Raw genomic sequence first — 24,870 nt, 5'->3', positions numbered from 1 at the left:
TTGACCTAATAAAAACCTTTTTTGAGCGTATTAAATGGAGAAAATATAGCTGTAAAATTATGGTTGAGAATAAAAAAGGTCACAAAGCAAAAAGCTCATGAATATATGGCATTGTTTTTTGTTTAAGGTTGTGCTATAATGTCTTCCATCTATGTATATATGTTTACAACATACGTACAATTGATTAAGGGGGAACGGAGTTGGTCGAAAAAGGCGGTTTTTATATAATAAAGGAAGAAATAATGCCGGAGATTTTGAGGAAAACTGTTAAAGCAAAAGAGCTTTTAAAGAGCGGAAAAGCCAAAACTATTAATGAAGCAACTGAAATTGTGGGCATGAGCAGGAGTGCCTTTTATAAGTACAAAGATTATATTTTCCCTTTTTACGAGGCTAGTATGGGTAAGATAATAACGGTTTCTTTGTTGTTGGAGCACATACCGGGTGTTTTATCCGCGATTTTGGATGAGATTGCAAGAGCCCATGGCAATGTATTAACTATTAATCAAAATATTCCTATCCAGAATATGGCAGGTGTTACTATTTCTTTTGAAACCGGCAATATGACTAAAAATGTTGAAGATTTATTGGAAATCATACAAAATAAGGATGGCGTTCAAAAAGTTGACATAGTAGCCCAAGGATGAAAAAACAACAGGAGATGGTTAAATAATGATACAAATTGGTATTTTAGGTTTAGGCACTGTTGGCACAGGAGTCGTAGAGTTAATAGAAAAAAATAATGATATAATAGAAAAAAGAATTGGAGACCGAATAAATATAAAAAAAGTTCTTGTAAAAAATATAAATAAAAGAAGGTCAAGCTTGGTAGAGGGGAAAATAACAGATAAATTTGAAGATATTTTAGAAGACGAGGACATTTCGGTGGTTGTTGAAGTTATGGGTGGTGAAGAGCCTGCTCTTACTTATATTAGGGAAGCATTAAGCCGAGGGAAGCATGTAGTAACCGCAAACAAAGAGGTGATTTCAAAACACGGAAATGAACTTTTAAAAATTTCAGCAGAAAAAGATGTGAATTTGTTATTTGAAGCCAGTGTGGGCGGTGGAATACCAATAATTATGCCAATGAAACAATGCTTATCCGCTAATGACATTGTTAAGGTAATGGGAATATTAAATGGTACTACTAACTATATTTTAAGTCAGATGACTGAAAAAGGCGAAGACTTTAGTGAAGCACTAAAAAAGGCTCAGCTAGAAGGGTATGCAGAGAGCGATCCTACAAATGATGTAAAAGGCTTTGATGCCGCAAGAAAGCTAGCCATACTGTCTTCTATCGCATTCAATACTCGCATTACTCCAGAACAGGTTTACACAGAAGGTATAGATAGCATAAGTCCTTTAGATATTGAGTATGCACGTGAATTAGGAGCAGTTATAAAGCTCATCGCTCTTGGCAAAAAAAATGAAAATAATATAGAAGTTTCGGTAACACCTGTGCTGTTAAAAAAAGATCATCCTTTGGCCAGTGTATCCGGAACATTTAACGCAATAATGGTTGAAGGTGATGCTGTGGGACCTGTCATGTTTTATGGGTTAGGAGCAGGTAAAATGCCTACTGCAAGTGCTGTAGTTGCAGATATTATGGAAGCCATTAGAAACAAAAACGGGGGTAAACTTCACTGTACATGCTACAATCACCTAAATGTAATGGATCCGGGAGAAAGTGTAACGAGTTTTTATCTACGATTGAGAGTTTTTGATAGGCCAGGGGTGCTTTCAAAAATTGCAGGAGCTTTTGGAGAGAATCAAATTAGTTTATCAAAAGTATTTCAAAAGAACACAATAAATGGTACTGCTGAAATCGTCATGGTTACGTATGATGTACCGTTTAAAAATCTTCAAGAAGCCTTAGATGAAATCAGGGCATATAAACAGGTAGTTGAAATATCTACAGTGATTAGAGTTGAGGGGGAATGTTAAATGAAACAAAAGACAGGAATAATTAATAATTATTTTTCATATCTTCCTGTTAAAGATAAAAAGAATATCATTACACTTTGTGAAGGCAATACGCCTTTACTTCGAGCAAAGAATTTGGAAGAGTATTTAGATACCGAAGCACATATTTATTTAAAATACGAGGGTTTAAATCCAACAGGATCTTTTAAAGACAGGGGAATGACTGTTGCCGTTTCTAAGGCTGTTGAAGATGGTGCAAATGCTGTCATATGTGCTTCTACAGGCAATACCTCAGCTTCAGCGGCTGCTTATGCGGCAAAAGCTCGCTTGAAATGTATTGTCTTGATTCCAAACGGTGCAATTGCTATGGGAAAACTAGCTCAGGCAATTGTTTATGGAGCAAAAGTGATTGCTGTAAATGGCAATTTTGATGATGCCTTAAAGATGGTAAGAGAAATTTCTTCAAAGAGACCAATAACTCTTGTTAATTCAATAAATCCATACAGAATTGAAGGGCAAAAGACTGCTGCTTTTGAAATTTGCGATGAGCTTGAAGAGGCACCGGATTATCTTGCTATTCCGGTAGGGAATGCAGGAAATATAACGGCTTATTGGAAGGGGTTTAAGGAATATTATTCGCTTAAAAAAAGCAATAAGTTACCTAAAATGATGGGCTTCCAAGCCGCTGGTGCGGCACCAATTGTTGAAAATAGAGTTATTGAGAATCCTGAAACCATTGCTACGGCTATTCGAATAGGCAATCCTGCAAGTTGGAAGTATGCCGTAGAAGCTGCTGAAAATTCTGGCGGCAAGATACAAAAAGTAACAGATGATGAGATTTTGCAAGCCTATGAAATTTTGGCAAAAAAAGAAGGTGTTTTTGTTGAGCCGGCTTCGGCTGCCTCGGTAGCAGGCATTATAAAAATGTGTAAGGATAAGGTCTTGAAAAAGGGAGAGAAGATCGTGGCAGTATTAACAGGTCATGGCTTAAAAGATCCCGACACGGCTATTCAGAACGGAGTAAAGCCTACTGTTATTGAGGCAAGAATGGAGTTGCTAGAAAAAGAAATATATGGGGAGTGAAAGTATGATAAGAGTTAAGGTTCCGGCTACGACAGCAAATTTTGGTCCGGGTTTTGACTGCCTCGGCGCATCGCTAGGACTATATAACTATATTGATATGGAATTTTCAGATGAACCCAAAGTCTATGTAAAAGGAGAAGGAGTTGAAGAAATTCCATTAGATGAAACCAACTTAGTTTACCAGGCGGCTGCTAAAGTTCTAAAACGTGCAGATGTAAACAAGGATTTAAAAATAGTTTTAGAGAACCATATTCCTCTAGCAAGAGGTCTGGGAAGCAGTGCCGCTTGCATAGTTGGAGGTTTAATGGCGGCTAATAACTTGATAGGGGATATTTTTGAGAACAGTGAGCTATTGAAAATTGCAACCGAAATGGAAGGACACCCTGATAACGTGGTGCCTGCAGCATTCGGGGGTTTTTGTCTATCCATGATATATGAAAATAAGATTATTTATAAAACCTTTCCTATGCCATTTTGGCTGAAATTTGTGGTTTGCATACCGGATTTTGAGCTAAAAACAGAGGATGCGAGGAAGATCCTTCCTGAAGAGATAAACTTTAAAGATGCTGTATTTAACATTAGTCGCACGGCAATGCTTGTAGCTGCAATGGCTCAAGGCGACTTATCCAATATGGATATTTTTTGTCAGGACAGGTTGCACCAACCATTTAGAAGCCAATTAATTCCCGGCATGGAAAAGATACTTACGACAGTAAGGGAAAAGGGTGCTTTTGCAGGTTTTTTAAGTGGATCCGGCCCTACAGTTGTATGTCTAACTTTAAGGGAAAGGGCTGACGCATTAGGTGAACATATGGTAGACATCTTTTCAAGAGCAGGTATAAAGTCTTGCTATAAAGTACTGTCATCAGATTCGGAAGGGGTAAAATTTTTATAAATAGTTGAGTATAGCTTCTTTATTATTCATAAGAAGCAATCATTTAGTGACCCGGCAAAGTAAATCGTCTTGAAAAACCATAAAATTATTTAAAGGACTTGAAATTACCAAGTCTATGCTTTATAATAATATATGCCATTTGAAAGAATCTGGGTGTGGCGCAGTTTGGTAGCGCGCTAGAATGGGGTTCTAGAGGCCGGGGGTTCAAGTCCCCCCACTCAGACCAGTTTAAGGAATATCAAAGGTTTGAAGGTAATTACAAAACATAAAAAATCAAGTGATTTTCCTAAAACCTAATGTACGATATTAAGACCACCTGTTTTTAATTGTTTTAAAATAATTAGGCGGGTGGCCTTATTGTGTTATTAAAATTTGCTATACAAGATTTTATCTTAACTTTTACACCAAAAACCAAGCAAAAAAAGTCTAAACCTTAGTAACAACAAAGGTTTCAGGCTTTTTATTTTATCATAAAGTTGTTGTGAAATAACCTATTTTTTAGTTTGAGCTAAAATCTTTTTAATTTCTCCTACTGTTGCAATCTTTCAAATTAATTCAGGTCTAGTTTTTCATAATAAAAATGCAGAACTTTCAAAATATATAAGTAATTATGACGAGAATTTTCACATATTCACGATATTTTAGCATTCCAAAACAGAAAGAAAAAACCAGTGGAAATTCATCCCGCTAAAATCAATTCCTGAAGATTCATCATAGGGAATATGCAGAGAGTCACTTTTAAAGCAACTTTTTTCCAAATAAAAGAAGGGACTTCAAAAAAAGTGTCGAATATTAATAAATATTATTAATAATAACTGATTTTATTATTTTTAATTAAAGGAGAGATTTAAATGAAAGACAGCAGAATTAAAAGGACTTTAAAGAGGTTGGGAGTAGTGGCGATAGCCTTTGTTATTATGACGGCTAGTGTATTTTCAGGGTTTGCGAGAGCTCAGGAGGTAAAGGTAGATGCGGTGCTTACGGTAGATGAGGTGGTAGTTAATTTAGCTGAGAGCCGGCTTTTTAAAGATGTAGAAAATAGCCACTGGGGTATAGAGGCTATAAAATGGGGTGTAGAGGAAGGTTTAGTAAAAGGGTATGAGGATGGGACATTTAGACCAGATATACAGGTATCAGAGGCGGAGTTTGCTACGATAGTTGCGAGGTATGTAGAAAATACGGATAAAGAAAAGCTTAAAATAGCAGGACATAACCACTGGTCGGATAATATTTATGAAGAGCTTAAAAAATGGGAGATACCCCTTAAAGGGTATAATGATAATAAGGCAAGGGATACGGGGCTTAGCAGGGGGGAGGTTGCTCGGGTAGTTGCGGCTAAGTACGGGCTTAATTTAAATGAACGTCAGGCAGTGTATTTTATGTATGAAAACGATTTAACATATGGGATGATACCAGGTGAGATGACGTTTAATTCTTATAATGTAGATGCGGCTTTAAATCGTGTAATGGCGGTAGAGTTTATGAGAAAATTAAACTCTCAGGGCTATGTTAAATTTATGGGAAAAGAGATTCCTGCAGACAATAAAGAGATGGTAGGCATAAAGGATGTTCATCCATCTAATGTTGTTATAACCGATGATATGTTCGATAAACTTGCAAAGGATAAGGGAATAGAAAATCCTCCTAAAAGCGAAAATGTCGATGAGCTTTGGGAAAGCCTTGATAAGTCTGGGGGAATAGTTAGCGAATCCCAGCTTACCCCTGCCATAATCCAAAAGATAAAGGATTTAGGGCCGATGTGCAGAATGTTTCCAGAGGGCACTATTGTTGGGGGATGGACTACGATTGACGATGATTTGTTTGAAAAGTATAAGACGTCTATAGAGGAATACTTTAAAAATACAAAAGAAGTAGATGCAAAGTCGGTTGTAGTGTGCAAGGATTTGTACTGGGAGACAAAGCCAGGGCAGTCCGCTAATAGACAATATTTTAGGGTAATAGTGAACGGACGAGAAGATTGGGGGGTAGAGGTAGGGTTTACAGGTAAGGAACATAAGGTGTTTTTTGCAAGCAGGGTTGAGTCCAATATTTTTGACTAAGAAGGAGATGGTATAAAGATGAGTAAGTATAGAATAAAGAGGTTGTCTGTTTTCCTTGCGGCTGTGATGCTTATAGGGGTTGTGGCACTTCCTGTAAAAGCCGATGACAGAGATTTACCTCCGACAGTATACGACAAAAACGGACTTGAGATGAGGTTTGAACGTTTAGGTTTACTTGATACCACTCAAGACAAAGCCGACCCTAAGCGTTCCGGCGGCCCTGACGGCAAGGCTCAGCTTGACAGCCTAACCTTATATGAGCAGTCGACCTATGCTCAAAAAGAGCCCGGTCGGTTTTATTACAGGACGGTAGGGTATAGGGTAGCTCTTTTAAACGGTGATTTTCTTAATATATCAGATGGTCTTGTTCCGGTAAATGAAAAAAAGATTCCTATTAAGGATGGTCTTGTTTATTTTCCAGGTAAGGGTAGATTAGATTTTCAGTTTGCCCTTGTAAATACACAGTACGAAAGAACAAAAGAATTTCGTGAGGAGTCTAATGCTAATATAAAGCGTTTTCTTACGGAGAAATACCAAGATGCGGGGTTTAATACACCTTGCGTTTCCTCTATAGTTTTAAGCAGGGAGTACTTACTTAAGGCATTAGGGATTGAAAACAATCCAGGTCTTTTAGATGAGGCGAGATACCTTTTAAGGTGTGGTGAGGTAGAGTTTTTCCAGGCGGATGCTAAAGGTGATGAGGGGCCGGCTTTAGATGCTACAGGGACTAAGGTTTATTATAATGTATTTGACCGACGTTTTTCGACGGAGGCTCGTATTCCTCTTCGATTTAAAGATTGCGCAAAAGATGTACAGAGTAGGATGCAGATTATAGACCTTAATTCTGGTGAGATTATGATTATAGGTGAGGAGGTTAATTTAAAGGTAGAAAACGGTTGGGCTAATATTAGTAAAGGTGATAAATTAAATATTGGTGCTGATGTAGTATTGGAAAACAATCAATTAAAGAAGGAAAATGGGGAGCTTCCTGTTAAGGTTATTCTTGACTGGGAGACTAAAGACGGGCAAAAAGGGCATAAGGAGACTTTTATTAATAAAATTGATGTAGGTGAGTCTGTTCCGGTAGATTTTAAAGATAGTGTAAAAATACCGGAGGGGGGAAAACTAGAGGGGACGTATAAGATAGTAGTTAATCCGGATAACGAGCATCCTAGGGAATTTAATTTTAGTGATAATACCTTTGAGGGTACATTTAGTGTTGAGGATGGTTTAGATTTTAGTGTGCGGGCACGGGCGAATTTTATTCCGGTAGGTAGTGAGGATACCAGTGCGGATATAGAGGTATTTGAATACAGATGATTTTTATTTTTTGAGTTTGCCTACTTTAAGTGAGCTTTGTGAATAAAAAATATGTTATATTTGGATAGACCACAGAAACACACCTATACAAGCGGGTGTTTTATTTTTTAACTGTAGCAATCTCAAAAAAGAGGATTATGCCTATTTTTGGAGAACATATAAAATAATAACTTAGTTTACTGTAAAGCGCATACCTAATCAAGTCTGCTTGGTAGTTTGCCCAAAAAGGTGATTTGAAAGATGCATCAGAATTCTAATAAAAAGGTGATATACTTAAAGCCTAAAAAAAAGTCGTTTTTTTTAAAAATACGCTCTATCCTGATTTTATTTTTTATTGGAATCTTAATTTTTGTTGCCCATCATTTTTTACATATAAAAACATATGTAGTGTCAAAAGGAACGATTGATGAAGGTTTTTTTTCTGATGCTGTTATTATAAAAAATGAAAAAGTGGTTTTATCACCGACAAATGGCAAATTGGAGTTGCTAGTAGATTCAGGCGAAAGAGTTAGGGTAGGTACGCCGGTTTTTAGAGTTACTGCCGATGCCAGAAAAAAAGAGATTTATCTGCAAGAAATAACTGAAATTGAGGATAAAATAAAATCCTTAAAAGATGGTGAGGATACTTCATCGATATCTTTAAATCTAATTAACAAATCCATCGAAGATATTACCCAAAAATTAAAAGATGCCACAGATATTGGCGATTCTGACAAAGTAAAATTACTGGAAGATGAGCTAACCAGGCTAACCAAAGAAAAACAGGAAAAAATTGATTCAAATGAAGCTAATATAAATGTCTTACAAGAACAATTGGAGCAGTTAAAAAATATGTTGAATGAATCTGACACAGTGGTTTATGCTCCGATTGCAGGGATAGTAAGCCTAAATATAGATGGTTTTGAAGACTTGTTGGTTGCTGATACACTTAAAGAACTTACCTATTCTCAATTGCAAGCGGTAAGCGATGATTCAAGTAATAGAGATTTATCAGCAATCATAAAAACAAACCAAGCTGTAATCAAAATAATAGATAATTTCTCTTGGTATTTAGCACTTAAGCTAGAGTATCAAATGGAGGAAGGAAGAAGTTACTATATAAAACTGCTCGATGATGCTGATGGTAGTGAAAAAATAAAAGCAAAACTGATAAATATTAGCGAAGATGGGTCTACAGGCTTTTTTTTAGTTAATACAGGCTTAGATAGTCTTCTGGACTCGAGGAAAATTAAAGTATTTGTTGTTACTGGAACTTATACTGGTAACATAATACCTTCAACGGGTTTGTTTTTTAATGAAGGAAGGGAAGGGGTATATATAATAGAACAAGGTAAAAAGCATTTTAAACCCATAGAAATTATAGCTCGCAATGGAAATGATATAATTATAGATGGATTAAAACCAGGAGATAAAATTTTACTAAAAAAATAAGAGGGGATAATATGTCTTTATTAGAAGAAAATATTGCAAACATCAAATCAAGAATAAAATTTGCTGCAGAGCGAGCGGGTAGAAACCCTGAAAACATTGATATAGTAGCAGTCACAAAAACAATTCCGCCTGAAATTATTCAGAAAGCTGTTGATAGCGGTCTTGTTTTATTGGGTGAAAATAGGGTTCAGGAAGCCCGTGATAAAAAGGAATTGGTAAAGGGAAATGTTCAATGGCATTTAATAGGTCATTTACAAAGAAATAAAGTGAAGATGGCGCTTGGCTTATTTTCTATGATTCAGTCAGTCGATAGCTTGCCACTAGCTGAAGAAATACAAAAAAGGGCCGAGCAGATACAACAAACAATTGATGTCCTGGTTCAAGTAAATATTGGTAGAGAAAAAACAAAGTATGGAATAGATCCGGATAATACTAAAAGCTTTATAGAAAAGATTGCATTATTTCCAAATTTAAGGGTAAGAGGTTTAATGGCAATAGCTCCTTTTAAGCAAAATCCAGAAGAGGTAAGGCCATATTTTAGACAATTAAGAGAAATTTTCGAAAATATAAAGCAAGCACCTATTAATAATGTAAATATGGAATATTTGTCTATGGGAATGAGCAATGATTTTGAAGTGGCTGTTGAAGAAGGGGCAAATATGGTTAGGATTGGGACCGGTGTTTTTGGGGCTAGGGAAAAATAACTTTAAGAGGTGATAAAAATGAGCACAAAAACGTTTTTTGAAAAAGTGTTGTATTTTTTGGGCATCCAAGATGAAATGCCTGAAGAACCGGAAAAAGAAAATTATGAACCTTACATTGTAAGGCCTGAGCAAAAACCTGCAAGTCGAGTCATTAATATTCATCAAACAAGCAAGAATAAAATGGTAATATTTAAACCTAGTTCCTTTGAAGAAGTTCGTGAAATAACTGACGAGGTAAAGAATCGAAGAGCAGCTATAGTAAATTTAGAAAAACTAGATAAGGAAAACGCAAAGCGAATACTGGATTTTATGGCGGGTAGTATTTATGCATTAAACGGAACTGCAAGGAAAATAGGCTCAGGAATATTTGTTTTTGCACCAGACAATATAGATGTTTCCGGAGTTGATATGGAAGAATACAACTTAGAAAAATCATCTCTAATTTCTAAATGAGAGGTGTGAGGTTTTGCTACTAAAGATAGTTAATATGTTGTTTCAGTTTCTCTATTTTATGATTACAATACGGATTATTTTATCATTTTTCCCAAATCCGATTAATTCAGATATTTATAGAATTATTTATCAAATTACGGAGCCTATTCTATTTCCTTTCAGGTCTTTTTTAGAAAAATTCATACCTAGAGGTCCCGGCTATTATCTAGATTTTTCGCCTATATTGGCCTTGCTTTTTCTGGATGTTTTAAGAGGAATCATCATCAGATTATTGTTAGCGATTCTTTGGTAAGGAGATGGTATAATGGATATTTCACCGTTGGAAATTCAAAAAAAAGAATTCAGCAAATCTATGAGAGGTTATAACAAAGAAGAAGTTGACGAGTTCTTAGAAAAGTTAACAGAGAATTACGAGAAGATATACAAGGAAAATAAAGATTTAAAAGAGCAAATTGAGTTTTTAGAGGGGAAAATACAAAGCTATAAAGAAATTGAAGCTACATTAAAAAATACTCTTGTTTTAGCTGAAAAAACTGCTGAAGAGGTTAAGGCCAATGCGCAGAAAGAAAGGGAAATAATCTTAAAACAGGCATCTTTGCAAGCAGATAAGATATTACAGTGCGCTGAGGAAAAATATAATCAAATAAATAATCAAAATGAAGAATTGATGCGGCAGTTTTACTTATACAAAACGAGATTTAAGAATTTTCTTCAATCTCAATTGGATTACCTGGATTGCCTGAAGCTGGATATATTTAATAATAATATTTCGGATTTAAGTAACCTTACATTGGAAGCTGCAGTTACCGATGATGAGGACTATGAACAAGTATTTACTGAAAAAGTATCAGCTGAAGAAACACTAACTGAAGAAACACTAACTGAAGAAACATCTGATGTAAGAAGCAATATAAGTGAGATAAGCTTTTTAAAAGAGGAATAATCTATAATAATTAAAACAAAATCCCGGAATAAAAAAAACTCAATTGGATAAATTATTTTAGAGGGAATCCTTATGAGTGATAAGAATGAAAAGATTTTTGAGGATTTAAGTCAAAAAATCGATGAGCTTTCAATAAGAATAGAGAAGCTTAACCTGGCGGAACATTTGGAAATTTTAAGAGATCCAAAAAAAGTGCTTTACGTTAATTTTTTAGGTGGTCTTGCTAGGGGTTTTGGCATGGCCATAGGATTCACCCTTCTGGGTGCTTTTGTTATTTATATACTTCAACGCATGGTAATTTTGAAATTACCAATTATAGGAACATTTATTGCAGATATAGTAGAGATTGTCCAGAAACAAATTTCTATACGATAACATTACAAATAAGGAGGTCAATGCTTGCACCTAAACTATTTTAAGAGCGAACTAGAAAAACTTAAAAACGAACTAGAGAAACAAATAGACAACTTGACAAAGTACAGCAATGAGTCATTAAAAGAGTCCGTAGGTGAACTTTCAGGGTATGATAATCATCCTGCAGATTTAGGTGCCGAAACATTTGAAAGGGAAAAAGACCAAGGTTTAAAAGGAAATGCAAAGCTCTTATTAATGAAGGTCAATCATGCATTGGATAGAATTAGTAGCGGAACTTACGGGAGATGCGAAAGATGCGGAAAAATAATTGAAGAAGAGAGGTTAAAAGCCTTACCTTATACGACCTTTTGCGTAGATTGTAAAAAGTCGGAAGAAAGGCCTGGTGACCATAGTAAACGACCTATTGAAGAAGAAGTACTCAATTTTCCTTTCGGTAGAAGTTTTCTTGATGATACCGGTGAAATAGAGTATGATGGTGAAGATGCATGGCAAGATGTAGCAAGATATGGTACATCTGATGGTCCTCAAGATGTACCTAACGAGGCGGCTTACTATAATGAAACATATGTTGATAGCGATGAAAAGAGAGGTATAGTAGAGAAGATCGATAGTATTATAGATGAAGAAGACCCTGATGAAGATGATAAAAATGAATTTGGGAAATAGATGCCCTTATATGGGCATTTTTTTTGCATTGAAGTTTAAAAACAGGTATTATATAATTGAAAAAAACGCAAGCAGTGGAGGTAGCAGTTTTGTATATTATTTTGAGTATATTTATTTTGGCAGCTGATATGGTAACGAAATATTTTGTACAACGAAAAATGGAACCATATGATTCAATTCCTGTTATAAAAAATATTTTTCACATAACTTATGTGCAAAATACAGGTGCAGCTTTTAGTATTTTAAAAGGCAAGATATTTTTCTTTACTGCGGTTTCCGTTATTATTACATTAATAATTGTATTTATAATGATTAAATATCCAATCAAAGAAAAAATTTTCGGAATAGCTATGGCTATGGTTCTTGGTGGAGCTGTAGGAAATCTAATCGACAGGTTAAGATATGGTTATGTGGTTGATTTTTTGGATTTTAGGATTTGGCCGGTTTTTAATATAGCAGATTGCGCTATAGTTGTAGGCACTTTAATTTTGGCATATCTTATAACTTTTCATACAGAGCCAGAAAGCTTGCAGAGTAAAAACAGGAGGTAAATCTTGAATAATAAATATGTATTTACAGTAACGAGAGATGATGAAAAAAAACGGCTAGATGTTTTTTTGGCTGATAAACTGCAAGATTCCAGAAGCTTTTTAAAAAAGAGCATAGTTGAAGGTTGGGTAAAGGTAAATGGCTCTGTTGTAAAACCTAACTACAAGTTAAGGCAAGAAGACCAAATAATTGTTACTGTTCCTCAAGTCTTGCAGCCTTCTATAGACCCAGAGGATATACCATTGGATATCATTTTTGAGGACAGGGATATTATTGTTATAAATAAACCTAGGGGTCTTGTAGTTTACCCGGCTCCAGGGAACTATTCAGGCACACTTATTAATGCTCTTCTTAATCATACCAAGGATTTATCTACACATGGCGGTACGATGCGTCCGGGAATAGTACACAGGTTGGATAAATATACTTCTGGAGTAATCGTTGTGGCGAAAAATGATATTGCACATATAAATCTTTCAAAGCAACTTAAGAATCGAGAAGTTAAAAAAGTCTATCAAACTTTAGTGTGGGGGAAGGTTCAGGAAGATAGAGCTACAATAAACGCTCCAATCGGAAGACACCCCATAAAACGAAAAGAAATGGTAGTTACTACAAAAAATTCAAAGGAAGCTATTACGCATTTTAAGGTATTAGAGAGATTTGATGAATTTACTTTCCTTGAAGTAGCTATTGAAACAGGGCGAACGCACCAAATAAGGGTTCATATGAAATTTATCGGTCATCCGATTGTCGGGGATCCTATTTATTCAAGGAAAAAAGTCCCCTTTGAAATAGATGGGCAAGCACTTCATGCGTATAAACTTGGTTTTCGCCATCCCAGCAATAATCAGTATATGGAGTTTGAAGCACCACTACCCGATGATATGAGTCTTATATTGAATATTTTAAGAAACAGGAAAAATAAATAGACCTTGAATTAAATTATTATAATTTTTGCCATAGCTTTTTGCTATATGAGCATTTAGAAAGGAATGAATTGAAAATGGAAGAAAAGGCACGCATAATGGATGAGCAAGCTGTAAATCGTGCTTTAATTAGAATCAGTCATGAGATTATAGAAAAAAATAAGGGTGTAGAAAATTTGGCAATAGTAGGTATCAGACGAAGAGGAGTTCCGCTGGCTAAGAGACTAGCAGACTATATTTCTTCTATTGAGGGAGTGAATGTCCCCGTAGGTATTCTTGATATAACCCTTTATCGTGATGATTTATCAAGCTTGACTTCTCAGCCCGTAGTGCATAAGACTGAAATACCTTTCAATATAACCAACAAAGATATAGTTTTAGTAGATGATGTAGTCTACACTGGCAGAACTGTAAGAGCTGCTCTTGATGCCTTGGCGGATTTAGGCCGTGCAAAAACAATACAATTAGCGGTACTCATAGACAGAGGTCACCGAGAATTGCCGATAAGACCTGACTTTGTAGGGAAAAATGTTCCCACATCAAGGGAAGAAATAGTAGAAGTTAGGTTAGAAGAAGTAGATGGAGAAAACAATGTTGTGATATTAAAACGATAATTTTGAAACAATGTTTGCATCAGGTGTTACATAGATAGTTTTTTGATGATAGTATATGACAAAACCAGGTTTTGACCCTGAAGGCTTCTTTACATGTCGAACGAAGGTATAATCTACTGGAACATTACTGCTGTTTCGAGCTTTGCTAAAATAAGCAGCTAAAATAGCAGCCTCAGCTAAAGTGGTTTCGCTTATTTCATTTCCATGGCTTTCAATAACTACATGAGAGCCTGGAGTATCTTTAGCATGAAACCATAAATCATCAGGCCTTGCCTTCTTGAAAGTCAAATTATCATTTTGTCTATTGTTTTTTCCTACATAAATTGTAAGACCATCTGAAGATTTGAATCGCAATGGCTCTGATGCCGCATTTTTTTGTTGTTTTTTCTTAAATATCTTAATATAATTTTGAGATTCTAGCTCTTGCCGGATTTCTGATAAGTCTGCCATATTCTGGCTGTAATCTAGATTTACGAGAATACTATCCAAATACTCAATTTCCTTTAATGTATTAGTTATTCTTTCTGCAAGAATTTTTTTGGTTGATTGTAATTTTTTGTACTTATTAAAATATATTTGAGCATTATGAGCGGGCGATAGTTTCTCATTTAGCGGAATTATAACCTCTTTACCCGGGTTATAAAAGTTAGGCAGTTTAACTTGATTTTGCCCGGGTTTTATACGGTATAAATTAGCAGATAAAACCTCACCCCATAATTTATACTTTTGAAAGTCAGAAGTCCTATTTTCTCTTTCTTTTAAATAGGCCAAGTTTTGTTTTAATTTTTCCATGCGCTTTAACACTACTGATTTAATCTGATTTTTTGCAGTGTTTAAAACTGAAATCTCTTTTTTTCGTAAAAAGAAAGAGTCAACGGCATTATTTATCGTAAGATTAGAAAGTGCGTGTTCTTTTTGATACATAGTCATAGGAAATATCCAAAAATCTATAGGCTGACCATTATCCCGAGCTAAATATAAATGAGGATTAAAGCGGTGCAATATCAAATCTTTCTGTAGATTTACCAGAACTTTTGCAATGCATTTTATTTCATCATCACTAAGCTTGAAAACAGGGGTTTTATGATTTACGTTTGCCCTTAAAGCAATCTCTTGAGATGAAATTCCTGAAAAACCTGCAAAATTATCAAGAAGCCATCTGCTTAAAGTTTTTTGATTTTTCAACATAGATGCTTCCTTGATAGATGAAATAATATAGTTATCATCGACTGATAACAAGTCTATTTTTTGTTCTAATGGCGGTTGTGTATATACTTTTCCTGGAAGAATTTCCCTATATCGATTAACTTCAAAACTTATCCGCTTTATCGAATCTATAATTGTATCAGTATTTAAATCCAATAATATAATATTGCTGTGTTTTCCCATAATTTCAATAATGAGCTTATATTCTGCAGGCTGCATGAATTCATCCGTATTTTGTATTATAATTTCAATAATACGCTCTAAACCTTTTTGGGATATTTTTTCTATTTTACCTCCTAAAAGATATTTTCTCAGTAACATACAAAACATGGGAGGGGAAGGTGGATTTTTAGCCGATTCATCGGTTAAATGTATTCGGCAGTTTATAGAATCAGCCGATAAAAGTAGTTTATATTCTTGTCGACTGCTTCGAATAGTAAAAATAAGTTCATTTTTATCTGGCTGTGAGATTTTAACTATTTTGCTTCCGGTTACTACTTCTTTTAACTCAGATATTGTTCCGAATAATGCTATCCCATCAAATGGCATAAAAAAACCTCCTTATCGTGTTTAAGTATAACACTAAAATAAGGCTTTTTGAAGGCGTGGATATTATTGTTTAAAACAAAATTAAATGATATAATAATTTGGACGATTATTGAGCAAACCAGGGTTAACCCTGGTTTAATAGGTTTTTATCTATTATGAATATTACAAGGAGTTTACAATGATTAAAAGCATGACTGGCTATGGTCGAGGAGAAAACATTGGCAAATATCACTGGATTGTAGAAATTCGTTCAGTAAATCATAGATTTTTAGATATATTTGTCAGACTACCAAAACCTTGGCTTTTTCTGGAGGAGAAGGTAAAAAATTATATTAAGGGGAAAATAGTTCGAGGTAGGATTGATGTATTTATTAACCTGTATAACGAGAACGTTCCAGTGAATATAAAAATTGACAAAACACTTGTTAACAATTACTATAAAAAATTGATAGAGTTAAAAGATGAAATTGGTTTCGAAGGTCCAATTTCATTGTCACTACTTTCTCTGATGCCAAATATTTTTAATGTAGAAGAAGAATTTCCTACAGAACAGGAACTATGGGATACTTTAGTGCCGCCCATAGATGATGCGCTGGAAAACTTATTTAAAATGCGGGAAAAGGAAGGTGAAAACCTCTGGAAGGATTTATATAAAAGACTTGAAATTATTAAAAATAGAACACAATTAATAGAAGAACGGGCAAAAGTTGTTCCGGCTGAATACAGAAAAAAACTTATGTTCAATCTGGAGCAGCTTTGCAGTGACATTTCACTTGATCAGCAAAGGATCGAGATGGAAGTGGCTTTATTTGCTGAAAAAGCTTGTATAACTGAAGAAATAGTTAGATTAAATAGTCATTTAGACCAAATGAAAGAGCTGGTAAATTCTGAGGAAGCAGTAGGTAGAAAAATGGATTTTATTGCTCAGGAGATGTTTCGAGAAGTAAATACAATAGCTGCCAAGTCGTTGGATTGTGGCATTTCTAAAGAAGTCATTGAAATAAAGAGCGAACTTGAGAAAATACGAGAACAAATTCAAAATATCGAGTAAAAATCAGGAGGTATTAGTGTGGACATTAAACTTGTTAACATCGGATTTGGGAATATAGTATCGGCTAATAGAATAATAGCCATAGTGAGCCCGGAATCAGCTCCTATAAAACGAATAATACAAGAGGCGCGTGATCGCGGGATGCTTATAGATGCCACATATGGCCGAAGAACCCGTGCAGTTATAATAACGGACAGTGATCATGTAGTTTTATCTGCTATTCAACCTGAAACCGTAGCGCATCGATTGGGCAGCAATAAAAACCTGATAGAAGATGAAGTTGAAGAAGAAGAAACTAATTTCGAATAGAGGGGTTTTCAATGAGGGAACAGGGTATGTTAATTGTGGTTTCAGGTCCTTCAGGAGTTGGCAAAGGAACATTATGCAATATACTTGTAGATAAAGTTGAAGATGTGTTTCTTTCTACATCTGCCACTACAAGATCACCCAGGGCTGGCGAGTTAGATGGTGTTAATTATATTTTTATGAGTCATGAAAACTTTGAAGATAAAATAAAAAAGGGACAATTTTTGGAATGGGCTAAGGTATATACTAACTATTACGGCACACCAAAAGATGTTGTTATTAAAAAGCTTAGCGAAGGCAAGGATGTTATTCTTGAAATCGATATACAGGGTGCAGCTCAAGTTAAAAAAAACTATCCTGAGGGGATTTTTATATTTATCGCGCCTCCAAGCATTAAAGAATTAGAAAAACGCATCATAAAAAGAGGCAGTGATACTAAAGATTCCATTGATTTAAGGCTCAAGTGCGCAAGAGAGGAAATTCAGGCAGCCTTTGGCTATGATTATGTTATAATAAACGATGATTTGGATACAGCAGCTTTAATGCTTCAATCTATAGTCCTAGCAGAAAGATGTAGGGTGTCAAGAAATAAAAAGAAACTTTTGGAGATTAAAGGAGGAAGCCAATTATGATGTATCCGTCTATAGATTCTCTTACAACTAAATATGACAGCAAATACATTATTGCTGTAGCAGCGGCTAAAAGAGCTCGCCAACTGGTAGAAGGTGCAAAAGAACTTGTAGAGGTAAACACGAAAAAACCTGTTTCAATAGCATTATTTGAACTTGATGCAGGAAAAATCCTTATAGAACGGGTTAAACCCGGGACAAAACAATGAGGTGAACCATGCTTAAAGATAAGTTTGTGGTACTAGGAGTTACCGGCAGTATAGCAATTTATAAAGCGGTAGAACTCGTGAGATTATTGAAAAAAGCCGGTGCTAATGTCCAAGTTGTAATGACAAAATCTGCGTGTGAATTTGTCAAACCATTGACTTTTCAAGTTGTATCACAGAATCCGGTTATTATTGATATGTTTACAGAACCTTCTTCATGGGAAGTTGAACATGTATCGTTGGCTGATAAAGCTGATATTTTTTTAGTAGCGCCGACAACTGCGAATATTATTGCCAAGTTGGCTGCAGGAATAGCTGATGATATGCTGACTTCAACAGCACTTGCCACTAAAGCAAAAAAGATAATTGTACCTGCTATGAACGTAAATATGTATGAAAACCCTGTAACACAGAAAAATATTGAATATTTAAGAGCAACTGGTGCTATTGTCATGGAACCGGAAGAAGGCGAATTAGCATGTGGATATACTGGGAAAGGTAGGTTTCCGGAACCACAAAATATTGTAACTCAAGTTAAGATTATTTTAGGAAAAGACGGTAATTTAAAAGGCAATAAATTTTTAATAACTGCTGGTCCCACAAGAGAACCTATTGACCCAGTAAGATTTATTACAAACCATTCTTCTGGGAAAATGGGTTATGCCTTGGCCGAAAAAGCAATTCATCGTGGCGGAGAAGTTATATTGATTTCAGGGCCAACGAATCTTGCTCCGCCGCTGGGACTTTATAAATACATACCGGTCGAAACAGCCCAGGAAATGTTTGAAGCTGTAATGAAACATTATCCAGAGGTTGATGTTGTTATTAAAGCAGCGGCTGTTGCAGATTTTTCACCTAAATATTTCGAAGCGGAGAAGATAAAAAAACATGGCTTTAATATGGTTATAGAACTTAGGAGAAATCCAGATATTTTACAAGAATTAGGAAATAAAAAACAGCATCAGATATTGGTCGGATTTGCAGCTGAAACAACTAATGCAGTAGCTAATGCCCAAGATAAATTAACAAGAAAAAATCTTGATTTTATCATCTTAAATGACCTTACACAAGAGGGAGCCGGATTTACCAAAGATACAAACATAGTAAAAATATTATACAGAGATGGTCGAATTGAAGAACTGCCTAAGATGCTGAAAAAAGATTTAGCTGATGAGATTTTAGATAGAGTATTTTTATATATGGAGCAATATCAAAAACTTTAAGGGTTTTTCGGAGGGGAGGTTTTTTGATTAAAACTTGTTTGGTGGCTGTAGATGTAAAACACCCAAAAGCCAAAAAGGAATATACTTACCTAGTCCCCGAGGAGATAGCCCCCTCAATCAATATAGGTGATTTAGTATGTGTTCCTTTTAACAATATAAAAGTAACAGGCGTAGTTACAGAGCTTTTTGATTTTATAGAAAAAACGACGGATTACGAACTTAAAGCAGTCATAAGAAAAGAAGCCATCTCGCTTCCTATAGAATTGGTAGATTTATCCAAGTCGTTAGCCGAATATTACGGAACTCCAATTATCGATTTTTTGAAGCTTATGCTACCCCCGAAAGTCAGTTCAAAAACAGAATTGGTTTATTCAGTATGCTCTACTGACAAAGTTATCTCAAGCAGAGCTTTTAATCAAAAGAGAGTATTTGAATATTTAAAAAATGTAGAAACAGCTACCGCTCATGACATATCGGAAAATCTAAAAATGCCTATTGCATCAGCAAGGTCAGCTCTGACAGCTTTAACTGAAAAAGGAGTAATTAAGAGAGATTATAGAGTAGTCAGAAGGCGGCCTATGGTTATTACGACCAATAATATCTGTGAGCACATTAACTTAACTATTGAACAAAAAAATGCATTGACAGCAATAATTAAAAATTTCAATGATTCAAAAAGAACTACCCTTATTTACGGGGTTACCGGCAGCGGCAAAACCGAAGTTTATATTAGAGCAATAGAAAATGTATTAAAAGCTGGGAAAAAGGTTCTTATGCTCGTTCCTGAAATTTCTTTAACTCCGCAGATGCTTTCGATATTTCGCAGCCGCTTTCCCGGGAAAACTGCTGTTTTACATAGCAAACTTTCACAAGGGGAAAGATTTGATGAATGGCAAAGGATATATTCTGGTGAAGCGTTGGTAGTTTTAGGTGCAAGATCAGCTATATTTGCACCTATAAAAGATTTGGGTATGATTATCATAGATGAAGAACATGAATCCTCTTATAAAAACGGGGAACATCCCTATTATGATGCTAGGACGGTTGCCGAATTCAGGGCGAAAAAACAAAATGCCAGCTTGGTTTTAGGCAGTGCTACACCGTCAGTTGAGTCTTTCTATAAAGCTGCTAAGGGAGAATATTCATTGGCTAAGCTTACGAAAAGAGTTTCAGGAAGATCTTTGCCAAAACTGGAAATAATAGATATGAGGGAAGAACTCAAATCGGGCAATCGACATATTTTTAGTCGAAAGTTATTATCCGGTATGAAAGAAACCTTGGAAAAGCATAAACAGATAATACTTTTTTTAAATCGCAGAGGGCATTCGACTTTTGTGATTTGCCGCGATTGTGGGTTTGTATTAAAGTGCAAATACTGTGATATTGCATTGACATATCACTTTGAAGATAAAAGCGGGAAATGCCATTATTGTGGGTACAGCATAAAAGCTCCGGATATTTGTCCAAAGTGCAAAAGTAGGAATATACGATACTTTGGGGCAGGAACGGAGAAGGTGGAACAGGAAGTAAAGAGGTTTTTCCCCAAATGCAGAACTATTAGAATTGATTCAGATTCTACTTCTCGAAAAGGTTCTTTGGAAAAAATGTTATTAAATTTTAAAAGAGGCGGAGCCCAGATACTAATAGGAACTCAAACTGTAGCCAAGGGTCTTAATTTCCCAGATGTGGCATTGGTCGGAATTATCAGTGCAGATACTGCGCTTAACATGCCAGATTTTAGGTCTGGTGAGCGCACTTTTCAGTTGATAACTCAGGTAGCAGGAAGATCAGGTAGGGGAGATACTCCAGGCATGGTATATGTTCAAACATACACACCCGAATCGTTTGCTATAAGGGCTGCCTGCAATTTTGATATAAGCGGTTTTTATCAAGAGGAACTCAAAATTCGTCGCGAAGCTATTTATCCCCCGTTTTGTCATATGTTAAATATCGTATTTAAAAGTCGTTATGAAGACTTAATAAAAAAAGAAGCTGAAGAAGTAAGACAAATATTATATCAGAAATATAATAGCGATATAGAAATCTATGGTCCCGTGCCGGCGCCCAGATCAAAGATTAAAGACAATTATAGATATAATATTTTACTAAAGAGTAAGCAAATTCAAACCTTAGTAAATATATGCAACCAGATGCAGATTTTAAATAATAATAGCAAAGTTGATATGTCCTGGGATATGGAACCACTGGATTTATTATAGGAGGAATGACGATGGCTTTAAGGAATATTAGAGAATATGGCGATGAGGTGCTGAGAAAAAAATCCAGAAATGTAACGGTGTTTGATAATCGCCTGCATACTCTTATACTAGATATGCTGGAAACTATGATGAACGCTAATGGCGTAGGGCTTGCAGCGCCCCAGGTTGGCATACTAAAAAGAGTAGTAGTTATCGATGTAGGTGAAGGACCAATCGTGCTGGTAAACCCTGAGATAGTTGAAAGCGAAGGAGAGGTAATCGAACCAGAAGGATGCTTAAGTATACCCGGCATATTAGGCGAAGTACCTCGACCGAGTAGAGTTAAAGTGAAGGCGCAGGACAAGTGGGGAAAATATATTGAAATAGAGGGAGAAGATTTATTAGCACGGGCTTTATGCCATGAGATAGACCATTTGGAAGGTAAGCTTTTTGTAGATAAAGCCATAAAATTTATTGAACCTGATAGTGAGGAATGAAAATGAAAGTTATATTTATGGGGACTCCTGAGTTTGCCGTTGTACCATTAGAAATGTTAATTAAAGAGAATATAAATGTAGTGGCGGTGGTTACACAGCCTGACCGCCCTGTGGGTAGGAAAAGGGTAATTACTCCACCGCCGATTAAAAAATTGGCAGTTCAATATGATATTCCGGTCTATCAGCCTGAAAAAGTCAAAGACGAACATTTTATTGACACACTTATTGCTTTGGAACCTGATATAATAACTGTTGTTGCTTTCGGGCAAATTTTGCCCAAAAAGGTGCTTAAGATACCTAAGATAGGCTGCATCAATGTTCATGCTTCATTACTACCGAAATACAGAGGTGCAGCTCCGATACAATGGTCGATTATAAATGGCGAATCAGTAACAGGTGTAACGACTATGTGGATGGATGAAGGCTTGGATACTGGAGATATTTTTTTACAGGAGCAAATAGCCATCAAAAATGATTGGACATCAGAGGATCTTTCCAGAGAATTATCATATTTGGGCGGAAATCTTTTATTGAAAACACTTTTATGCATAAAATCAGGTAATTTAATTCGAAAGCCCCAGAATCACGAAGAATCAACATATGCTCCCATGCTAAAAAAAGAAGATGGCAAAATAAATTGGTTAAAAAACACTAATGAGATTTATAATTTAATAAGAGGAACATATCCTTGGCCAGGATCGTATACCATAAGGAACGGCCGCGAAATTAAGATATGGAAGGCAAAACCATATTCAGCCGGAATAAAATCTCATCCGGGTAGGTTTATGGGTTTGGTAAAAAACGAGGGCTTTCTTGTAGGAACAGGTGACGGCAGTATTCTCATACTTGAGCTGCAAGAAGCTGGCAAAAAGCGGCTAAAGGCAACTGAATACCTAGTCGGCCATGATATAAAAGAGGGAGAATTTTTTGCTGATGTATAAACAAAATGGAGAAACTGTAAAAAAGAGAGTCTTTATTGGCTTGCTTTCTTTCAGCGTACTGCTTATTATTGGAATGATTTTTTCGGGAGTTCTTATTTACTACAATAGATTTGGCAATTGGTATCGCTATATATTGCTTGCAGTAATAATTCTTTTAAGTTTATTCATTTTAATAGTCAGCATAGGCTTGGCCGGAGTTGTTATGACACTCTGGCATGTCAAAACTTTTTTTGGTCTTGAAAAGTTAATGAATACTTCATTAAACATCTTATTTCCTTTAGCCCTGGCCATAGGGAAAGCCTTTCACATACCTAAAGATATTATTAAAAGTTCGTATATAGAAGTAAACAACAAGTTACTACAAAGCCGTAACTACGACCTAACTCCAAATGATATTCTTATTCTTGCACCTCACTGTTTGCAAAAATGGGACTGCCCTTATAAGGTCACAACCGATGTATCTAATTGCAGGCATTGTGGGGGATGTGATATAGATAAGCTTTTGAAGATAAGCAGCGACTATGGTGTGAACCTAACAGTAGTAACAGGCGGTACTTTGGCAAGAAAGAAGGTAATGGATATTAAACCTAAAGCAGTTGTGGCTATTGCATGTGAGAGAGATTTAACCGAAGGAATTCTGGATACAAATCCCTTGCCGGTAATGGGAGTTTTAAATATAAGACCTGAAGGGCCGTGTAAGAATACAAAGGTAGATTTAGCAAAAGTATCCAAAGCAATTGAATTTTTTTTAAATGGGAAGGAGTAATACAAAAATGTCCAATCCTAGAGAATTGGCCATTTGCATGCTAATAAAAATACAGGAAGGGTCTTATGGGAATTTACTTTTAAATCAACATCTAACCTCGGATATGTCGCTAAAAGACAGAGCACTGGTTACTGAATTAGTTAATGGAGTTATACAAAACCTTCTGCGAATAGATTATATAATATCACAATTTTCCAAAATAGACTTGTCTAAAATATCGCCATTTGTTAAAAATGCTATTAGGGTGGGAATATACCAGACATTTTTTTTAGACAGGGTGCCGGATTTTGCGGCAGTCAATGAATCAGTCAGTCTTGTTAAAAAATATGAAGGGAAAAGGGCAGCTAATTTTACTAATGCTATTTTAAGGAATGTGCTTAGGAAAAGAGATAAGATAGTATATCCAAACAAGAATACAGATATAGAAAAATACTTATCTATCTATTATTCTTTTCCCTCTTGGCTTATTCAAAGATGGATAGAGTTATTTGATAAAAATTTTACCGAAGATTTATGTATGGCCTTGAATGAAAGACCTAAGCCTTGCATTCGGGTAAACACCTTGGTTACCGATAGAGAAGAATTAGAAAAACAATTATCAGCCGAAGGGGCTCGTGTAGCACCTGGTTTATTTGCTGAAGAAGCTTTATATATCTTAGACTCACCTCCTATTGCCCAACTGGAAAGTTTTAATAAAGGACTTTTTGCTTTTCAAGATGAAAGTTCTATTATAGCATCATTGGCGGCCGGAGTAAAAAGTAATGACAAGGTGTTGGATGTAGCGGCTGCACCAGGCGGTAAGACTGCTCATATGGCTGCTATTATGCAAAATAAGGGTGAAATAATTGCATGGGATATTCATCCTCACAGAGTCAAACTAATAGAACAAAACTGTCGCCGCTTAAAAGCAACTATTGTTGTGCCGGAGGTAAGAAATGCTAAAATCCCTGATAAAAATATGTTCAACAAGTTTGATAAGGTTATAATTGATGCTCCATGTTCTGGGCTTGGTGTTATTCGCAGAAAACCTGATATCAAGTGGTCAAAAAAACCTGAAGATATAACTGCTTTAAAATCTGAACAGAAGGAGATTCTTGAAGTATGTTCAAAATATGTAAAACCGGAAGGTTTTTTAATTTATAGCACATGTAGCATAGAGCCTGAAGAAAATGAAAAAAATGTAGATGAATTTCTTGCAAAAAACGATTCTTTTATTTATGATGACTTAAGGCCGTATCTTCCAGAAAAGCTGCATGACAGCCTTGAACAACCCTACGGTTATATTACATTATACCCGAATATACATGGAACTGACGGTTTTTTTATAGCACGTTTAAAAAGGATAAAGGCTTGAAGGGG

The 24,870-nt window shown here is 35.6% G+C and carries 27 protein-coding genes and 1 tRNA gene; 27 read left to right on the top strand and 1 reads right to left on the bottom strand.

Going from position 1 to position 24,870, the window contains the following annotated elements; all coding sequences use genetic code 11:
* Positions 1–200: 200 nt before the first annotated feature.
* The 17 genes from BUC45_RS01385 to pyrR all read left to right on the top strand — a co-directional run bounded on the left by BUC45_RS01385 (position 201) and on the right by pyrR (position 13,939).
* A complete protein-coding gene (locus BUC45_RS01385) occupies positions 201–644 on the top strand; it encodes an ACT domain-containing protein (protein WP_296969720.1) in 444 nt (147 codons plus the stop codon).
* Positions 645–672: 28 nt separating this feature from the next.
* On the top strand, positions 673–1,941 hold the full coding sequence (locus BUC45_RS01380; RefSeq protein ID WP_366749467.1) for a homoserine dehydrogenase: 1,269 nt from the start codon (positions 673–675) through the stop codon (positions 1,939–1,941).
* Entirely contained in the window at positions 1,942–3,003 is a 1,062-nt protein-coding gene (gene thrC / locus BUC45_RS01375) for a threonine synthase (protein ID WP_296969715.1), read from the top strand. It begins immediately after the preceding gene.
* Positions 3,004–3,007: 4 nt separating this feature from the next.
* Positions 3,008–3,898 carry a homoserine kinase gene (gene thrB / locus BUC45_RS01370; protein WP_296969712.1) on the top strand — a complete coding sequence of 297 codons (891 nt, stop codon included), beginning with the start codon at positions 3,008–3,010 and terminating at the stop codon, positions 3,896–3,898.
* A gap of 149 nt (positions 3,899–4,047) precedes the next feature.
* A tRNA-Pro gene (locus BUC45_RS01365) sits at positions 4,048–4,124 on the top strand.
* Between the two features lie 625 nt (positions 4,125–4,749).
* A complete protein-coding gene (locus BUC45_RS01360; RefSeq protein WP_296969709.1) occupies positions 4,750–5,958 on the top strand; it encodes an S-layer homology domain-containing protein in 1,209 nt (402 codons plus the stop codon).
* An 18-nt stretch (positions 5,959–5,976) separates the two neighbouring features.
* Positions 5,977–7,278: a hypothetical protein gene (locus BUC45_RS01355; RefSeq protein ID WP_296969706.1), complete on the top strand. Its 1,302-nt coding sequence runs from the start codon at positions 5,977–5,979 to the stop codon at positions 7,276–7,278.
* Between the two features lie 240 nt (positions 7,279–7,518).
* Entirely contained in the window at positions 7,519–8,709 is a 1,191-nt protein-coding gene (locus BUC45_RS01350; protein WP_296969703.1) for an HlyD family efflux transporter periplasmic adaptor subunit, read from the top strand.
* An 11-nt stretch (positions 8,710–8,720) separates the two neighbouring features.
* Positions 8,721–9,413 carry a YggS family pyridoxal phosphate-dependent enzyme gene (locus BUC45_RS01345; protein WP_296969701.1) on the top strand — a complete coding sequence of 231 codons (693 nt, stop codon included), beginning with the start codon at positions 8,721–8,723 and terminating at the stop codon, positions 9,411–9,413.
* Positions 9,414–9,431: 18 nt separating this feature from the next.
* Positions 9,432–9,866 carry a cell division protein SepF gene (locus tag BUC45_RS01340; RefSeq protein ID WP_213975544.1) on the top strand — a complete coding sequence of 145 codons (435 nt, stop codon included), beginning with the start codon at positions 9,432–9,434 and terminating at the stop codon, positions 9,864–9,866.
* A gap of 34 nt (positions 9,867–9,900) precedes the next feature.
* Positions 9,901–10,158: a YggT family protein gene (locus tag BUC45_RS11945; protein ID WP_366749465.1), complete on the top strand. Its 258-nt coding sequence runs from the start codon at positions 9,901–9,903 to the stop codon at positions 10,156–10,158.
* 12 nt (positions 10,159–10,170) lie between these two features.
* Positions 10,171–10,809 carry a DivIVA domain-containing protein gene (locus BUC45_RS01335; RefSeq protein ID WP_296969698.1) on the top strand — a complete coding sequence of 213 codons (639 nt, stop codon included), beginning with the start codon at positions 10,171–10,173 and terminating at the stop codon, positions 10,807–10,809.
* Positions 10,810–10,881: 72 nt separating this feature from the next.
* Complete coding sequence (locus BUC45_RS01330) at positions 10,882–11,184, top strand: DUF5665 domain-containing protein (protein WP_296969695.1); 303 nt, start codon at positions 10,882–10,884, stop codon at positions 11,182–11,184.
* Between the two features lie 24 nt (positions 11,185–11,208).
* Positions 11,209–11,850, top strand: a complete 642-nt coding sequence (locus BUC45_RS01325) for a TraR/DksA C4-type zinc finger protein (RefSeq protein ID WP_296969692.1) — start codon at positions 11,209–11,211, stop codon at positions 11,848–11,850.
* An 89-nt stretch (positions 11,851–11,939) separates the two neighbouring features.
* A complete protein-coding gene (gene lspA / locus BUC45_RS01320) occupies positions 11,940–12,401 on the top strand; it encodes a signal peptidase II (protein ID WP_296969689.1) in 462 nt (153 codons plus the stop codon).
* A gap of 3 nt (positions 12,402–12,404) precedes the next feature.
* Positions 12,405–13,328 (top strand): RluA family pseudouridine synthase, encoded by a 924-nt coding sequence (locus tag BUC45_RS01315; RefSeq protein WP_296969686.1) that lies wholly within the window; start codon positions 12,405–12,407, stop codon positions 13,326–13,328.
* Positions 13,329–13,402: 74 nt separating this feature from the next.
* A complete protein-coding gene (gene pyrR, locus BUC45_RS01310; RefSeq protein ID WP_213975551.1) occupies positions 13,403–13,939 on the top strand; it encodes a bifunctional pyr operon transcriptional regulator/uracil phosphoribosyltransferase PyrR in 537 nt (178 codons plus the stop codon).
* On the opposite strand, the gene BUC45_RS01305 is transcribed toward pyrR, so the two are convergent.
* On the bottom strand, positions 13,928–15,694 hold the full coding sequence (locus BUC45_RS01305; protein WP_296969683.1) for an NFACT RNA binding domain-containing protein: 1,767 nt from the start codon (positions 15,692–15,694) through the stop codon (positions 13,928–13,930). The genes pyrR and BUC45_RS01305 overlap by 12 nt on opposite strands.
* Before the next feature lie 178 nt (positions 15,695–15,872).
* Here BUC45_RS01305 and BUC45_RS01300 point away from each other — a divergent pair, with 178 nt between their 5' ends.
* Genes BUC45_RS01300 through rsmB form a run of 10 tightly spaced genes read left to right on the top strand, consistent with a single transcriptional unit; the run spans position 15,873 to position 24,865 of the window.
* Positions 15,873–16,745, top strand: coding sequence for a YicC/YloC family endoribonuclease (locus BUC45_RS01300; RefSeq protein WP_296969678.1), 873 nt, complete (start codon positions 15,873–15,875; stop codon positions 16,743–16,745).
* 18 nt (positions 16,746–16,763) lie between these two features.
* Positions 16,764–17,054 carry an extracellular matrix/biofilm regulator RemA gene (gene remA / locus BUC45_RS01295; protein WP_013778542.1) on the top strand — a complete coding sequence of 97 codons (291 nt, stop codon included), beginning with the start codon at positions 16,764–16,766 and terminating at the stop codon, positions 17,052–17,054.
* Between the two features lie 11 nt (positions 17,055–17,065).
* Positions 17,066–17,683, top strand: coding sequence for a guanylate kinase (gene gmk / locus BUC45_RS01290; RefSeq protein WP_296969676.1), 618 nt, complete (start codon positions 17,066–17,068; stop codon positions 17,681–17,683).
* Positions 17,680–17,889, top strand: coding sequence for a DNA-directed RNA polymerase subunit omega (rpoZ, locus tag BUC45_RS01285; RefSeq protein ID WP_296969673.1), 210 nt, complete (start codon positions 17,680–17,682; stop codon positions 17,887–17,889). The genes gmk and rpoZ overlap by 4 nt, the downstream gene beginning before the upstream one ends.
* An 8-nt stretch (positions 17,890–17,897) precedes the next feature.
* Positions 17,898–19,109, top strand: a complete 1,212-nt coding sequence (gene coaBC / locus BUC45_RS01280) for a bifunctional phosphopantothenoylcysteine decarboxylase/phosphopantothenate--cysteine ligase CoaBC (protein WP_296969671.1) — start codon at positions 17,898–17,900, stop codon at positions 19,107–19,109.
* A gap of 23 nt (positions 19,110–19,132) precedes the next feature.
* Positions 19,133–21,328: a primosomal protein N' gene (priA, locus tag BUC45_RS01275; RefSeq protein ID WP_296969668.1), complete on the top strand. Its 2,196-nt coding sequence runs from the start codon at positions 19,133–19,135 to the stop codon at positions 21,326–21,328.
* A gap of 11 nt (positions 21,329–21,339) precedes the next feature.
* Positions 21,340–21,804 (top strand): peptide deformylase, encoded by a 465-nt coding sequence (def, locus tag BUC45_RS01270; protein WP_296969666.1) that lies wholly within the window; start codon positions 21,340–21,342, stop codon positions 21,802–21,804.
* Between the two features lie 2 nt (positions 21,805–21,806).
* Positions 21,807–22,745 carry a methionyl-tRNA formyltransferase gene (gene fmt, locus BUC45_RS01265; protein ID WP_296969659.1) on the top strand — a complete coding sequence of 313 codons (939 nt, stop codon included), beginning with the start codon at positions 21,807–21,809 and terminating at the stop codon, positions 22,743–22,745.
* Positions 22,738–23,511 carry a DUF116 domain-containing protein gene (locus tag BUC45_RS01260; RefSeq protein ID WP_296969657.1) on the top strand — a complete coding sequence of 258 codons (774 nt, stop codon included), beginning with the start codon at positions 22,738–22,740 and terminating at the stop codon, positions 23,509–23,511. Before fmt ends, BUC45_RS01260 begins: the two co-directional genes overlap by 8 nt.
* Positions 23,512–23,518: 7 nt before the next feature.
* On the top strand, positions 23,519–24,865 hold the full coding sequence (rsmB, locus tag BUC45_RS01255; RefSeq protein ID WP_296969654.1) for a 16S rRNA (cytosine(967)-C(5))-methyltransferase RsmB: 1,347 nt from the start codon (positions 23,519–23,521) through the stop codon (positions 24,863–24,865).
* Positions 24,866–24,870: the final 5 nt, after the last annotated feature.

The organism is Tepidanaerobacter sp. EBM-38, from assembly GCA_001896545.1.
In the GTDB taxonomy this organism is placed as follows: domain Bacteria; phylum Bacillota; class Thermosediminibacteria; order Thermosediminibacterales; family Tepidanaerobacteraceae; genus Tepidanaerobacter.
The sequence above is the reverse complement of the archived record's forward strand: the minus strand, read 5'-3'. Positions and strand labels throughout refer to the sequence as shown.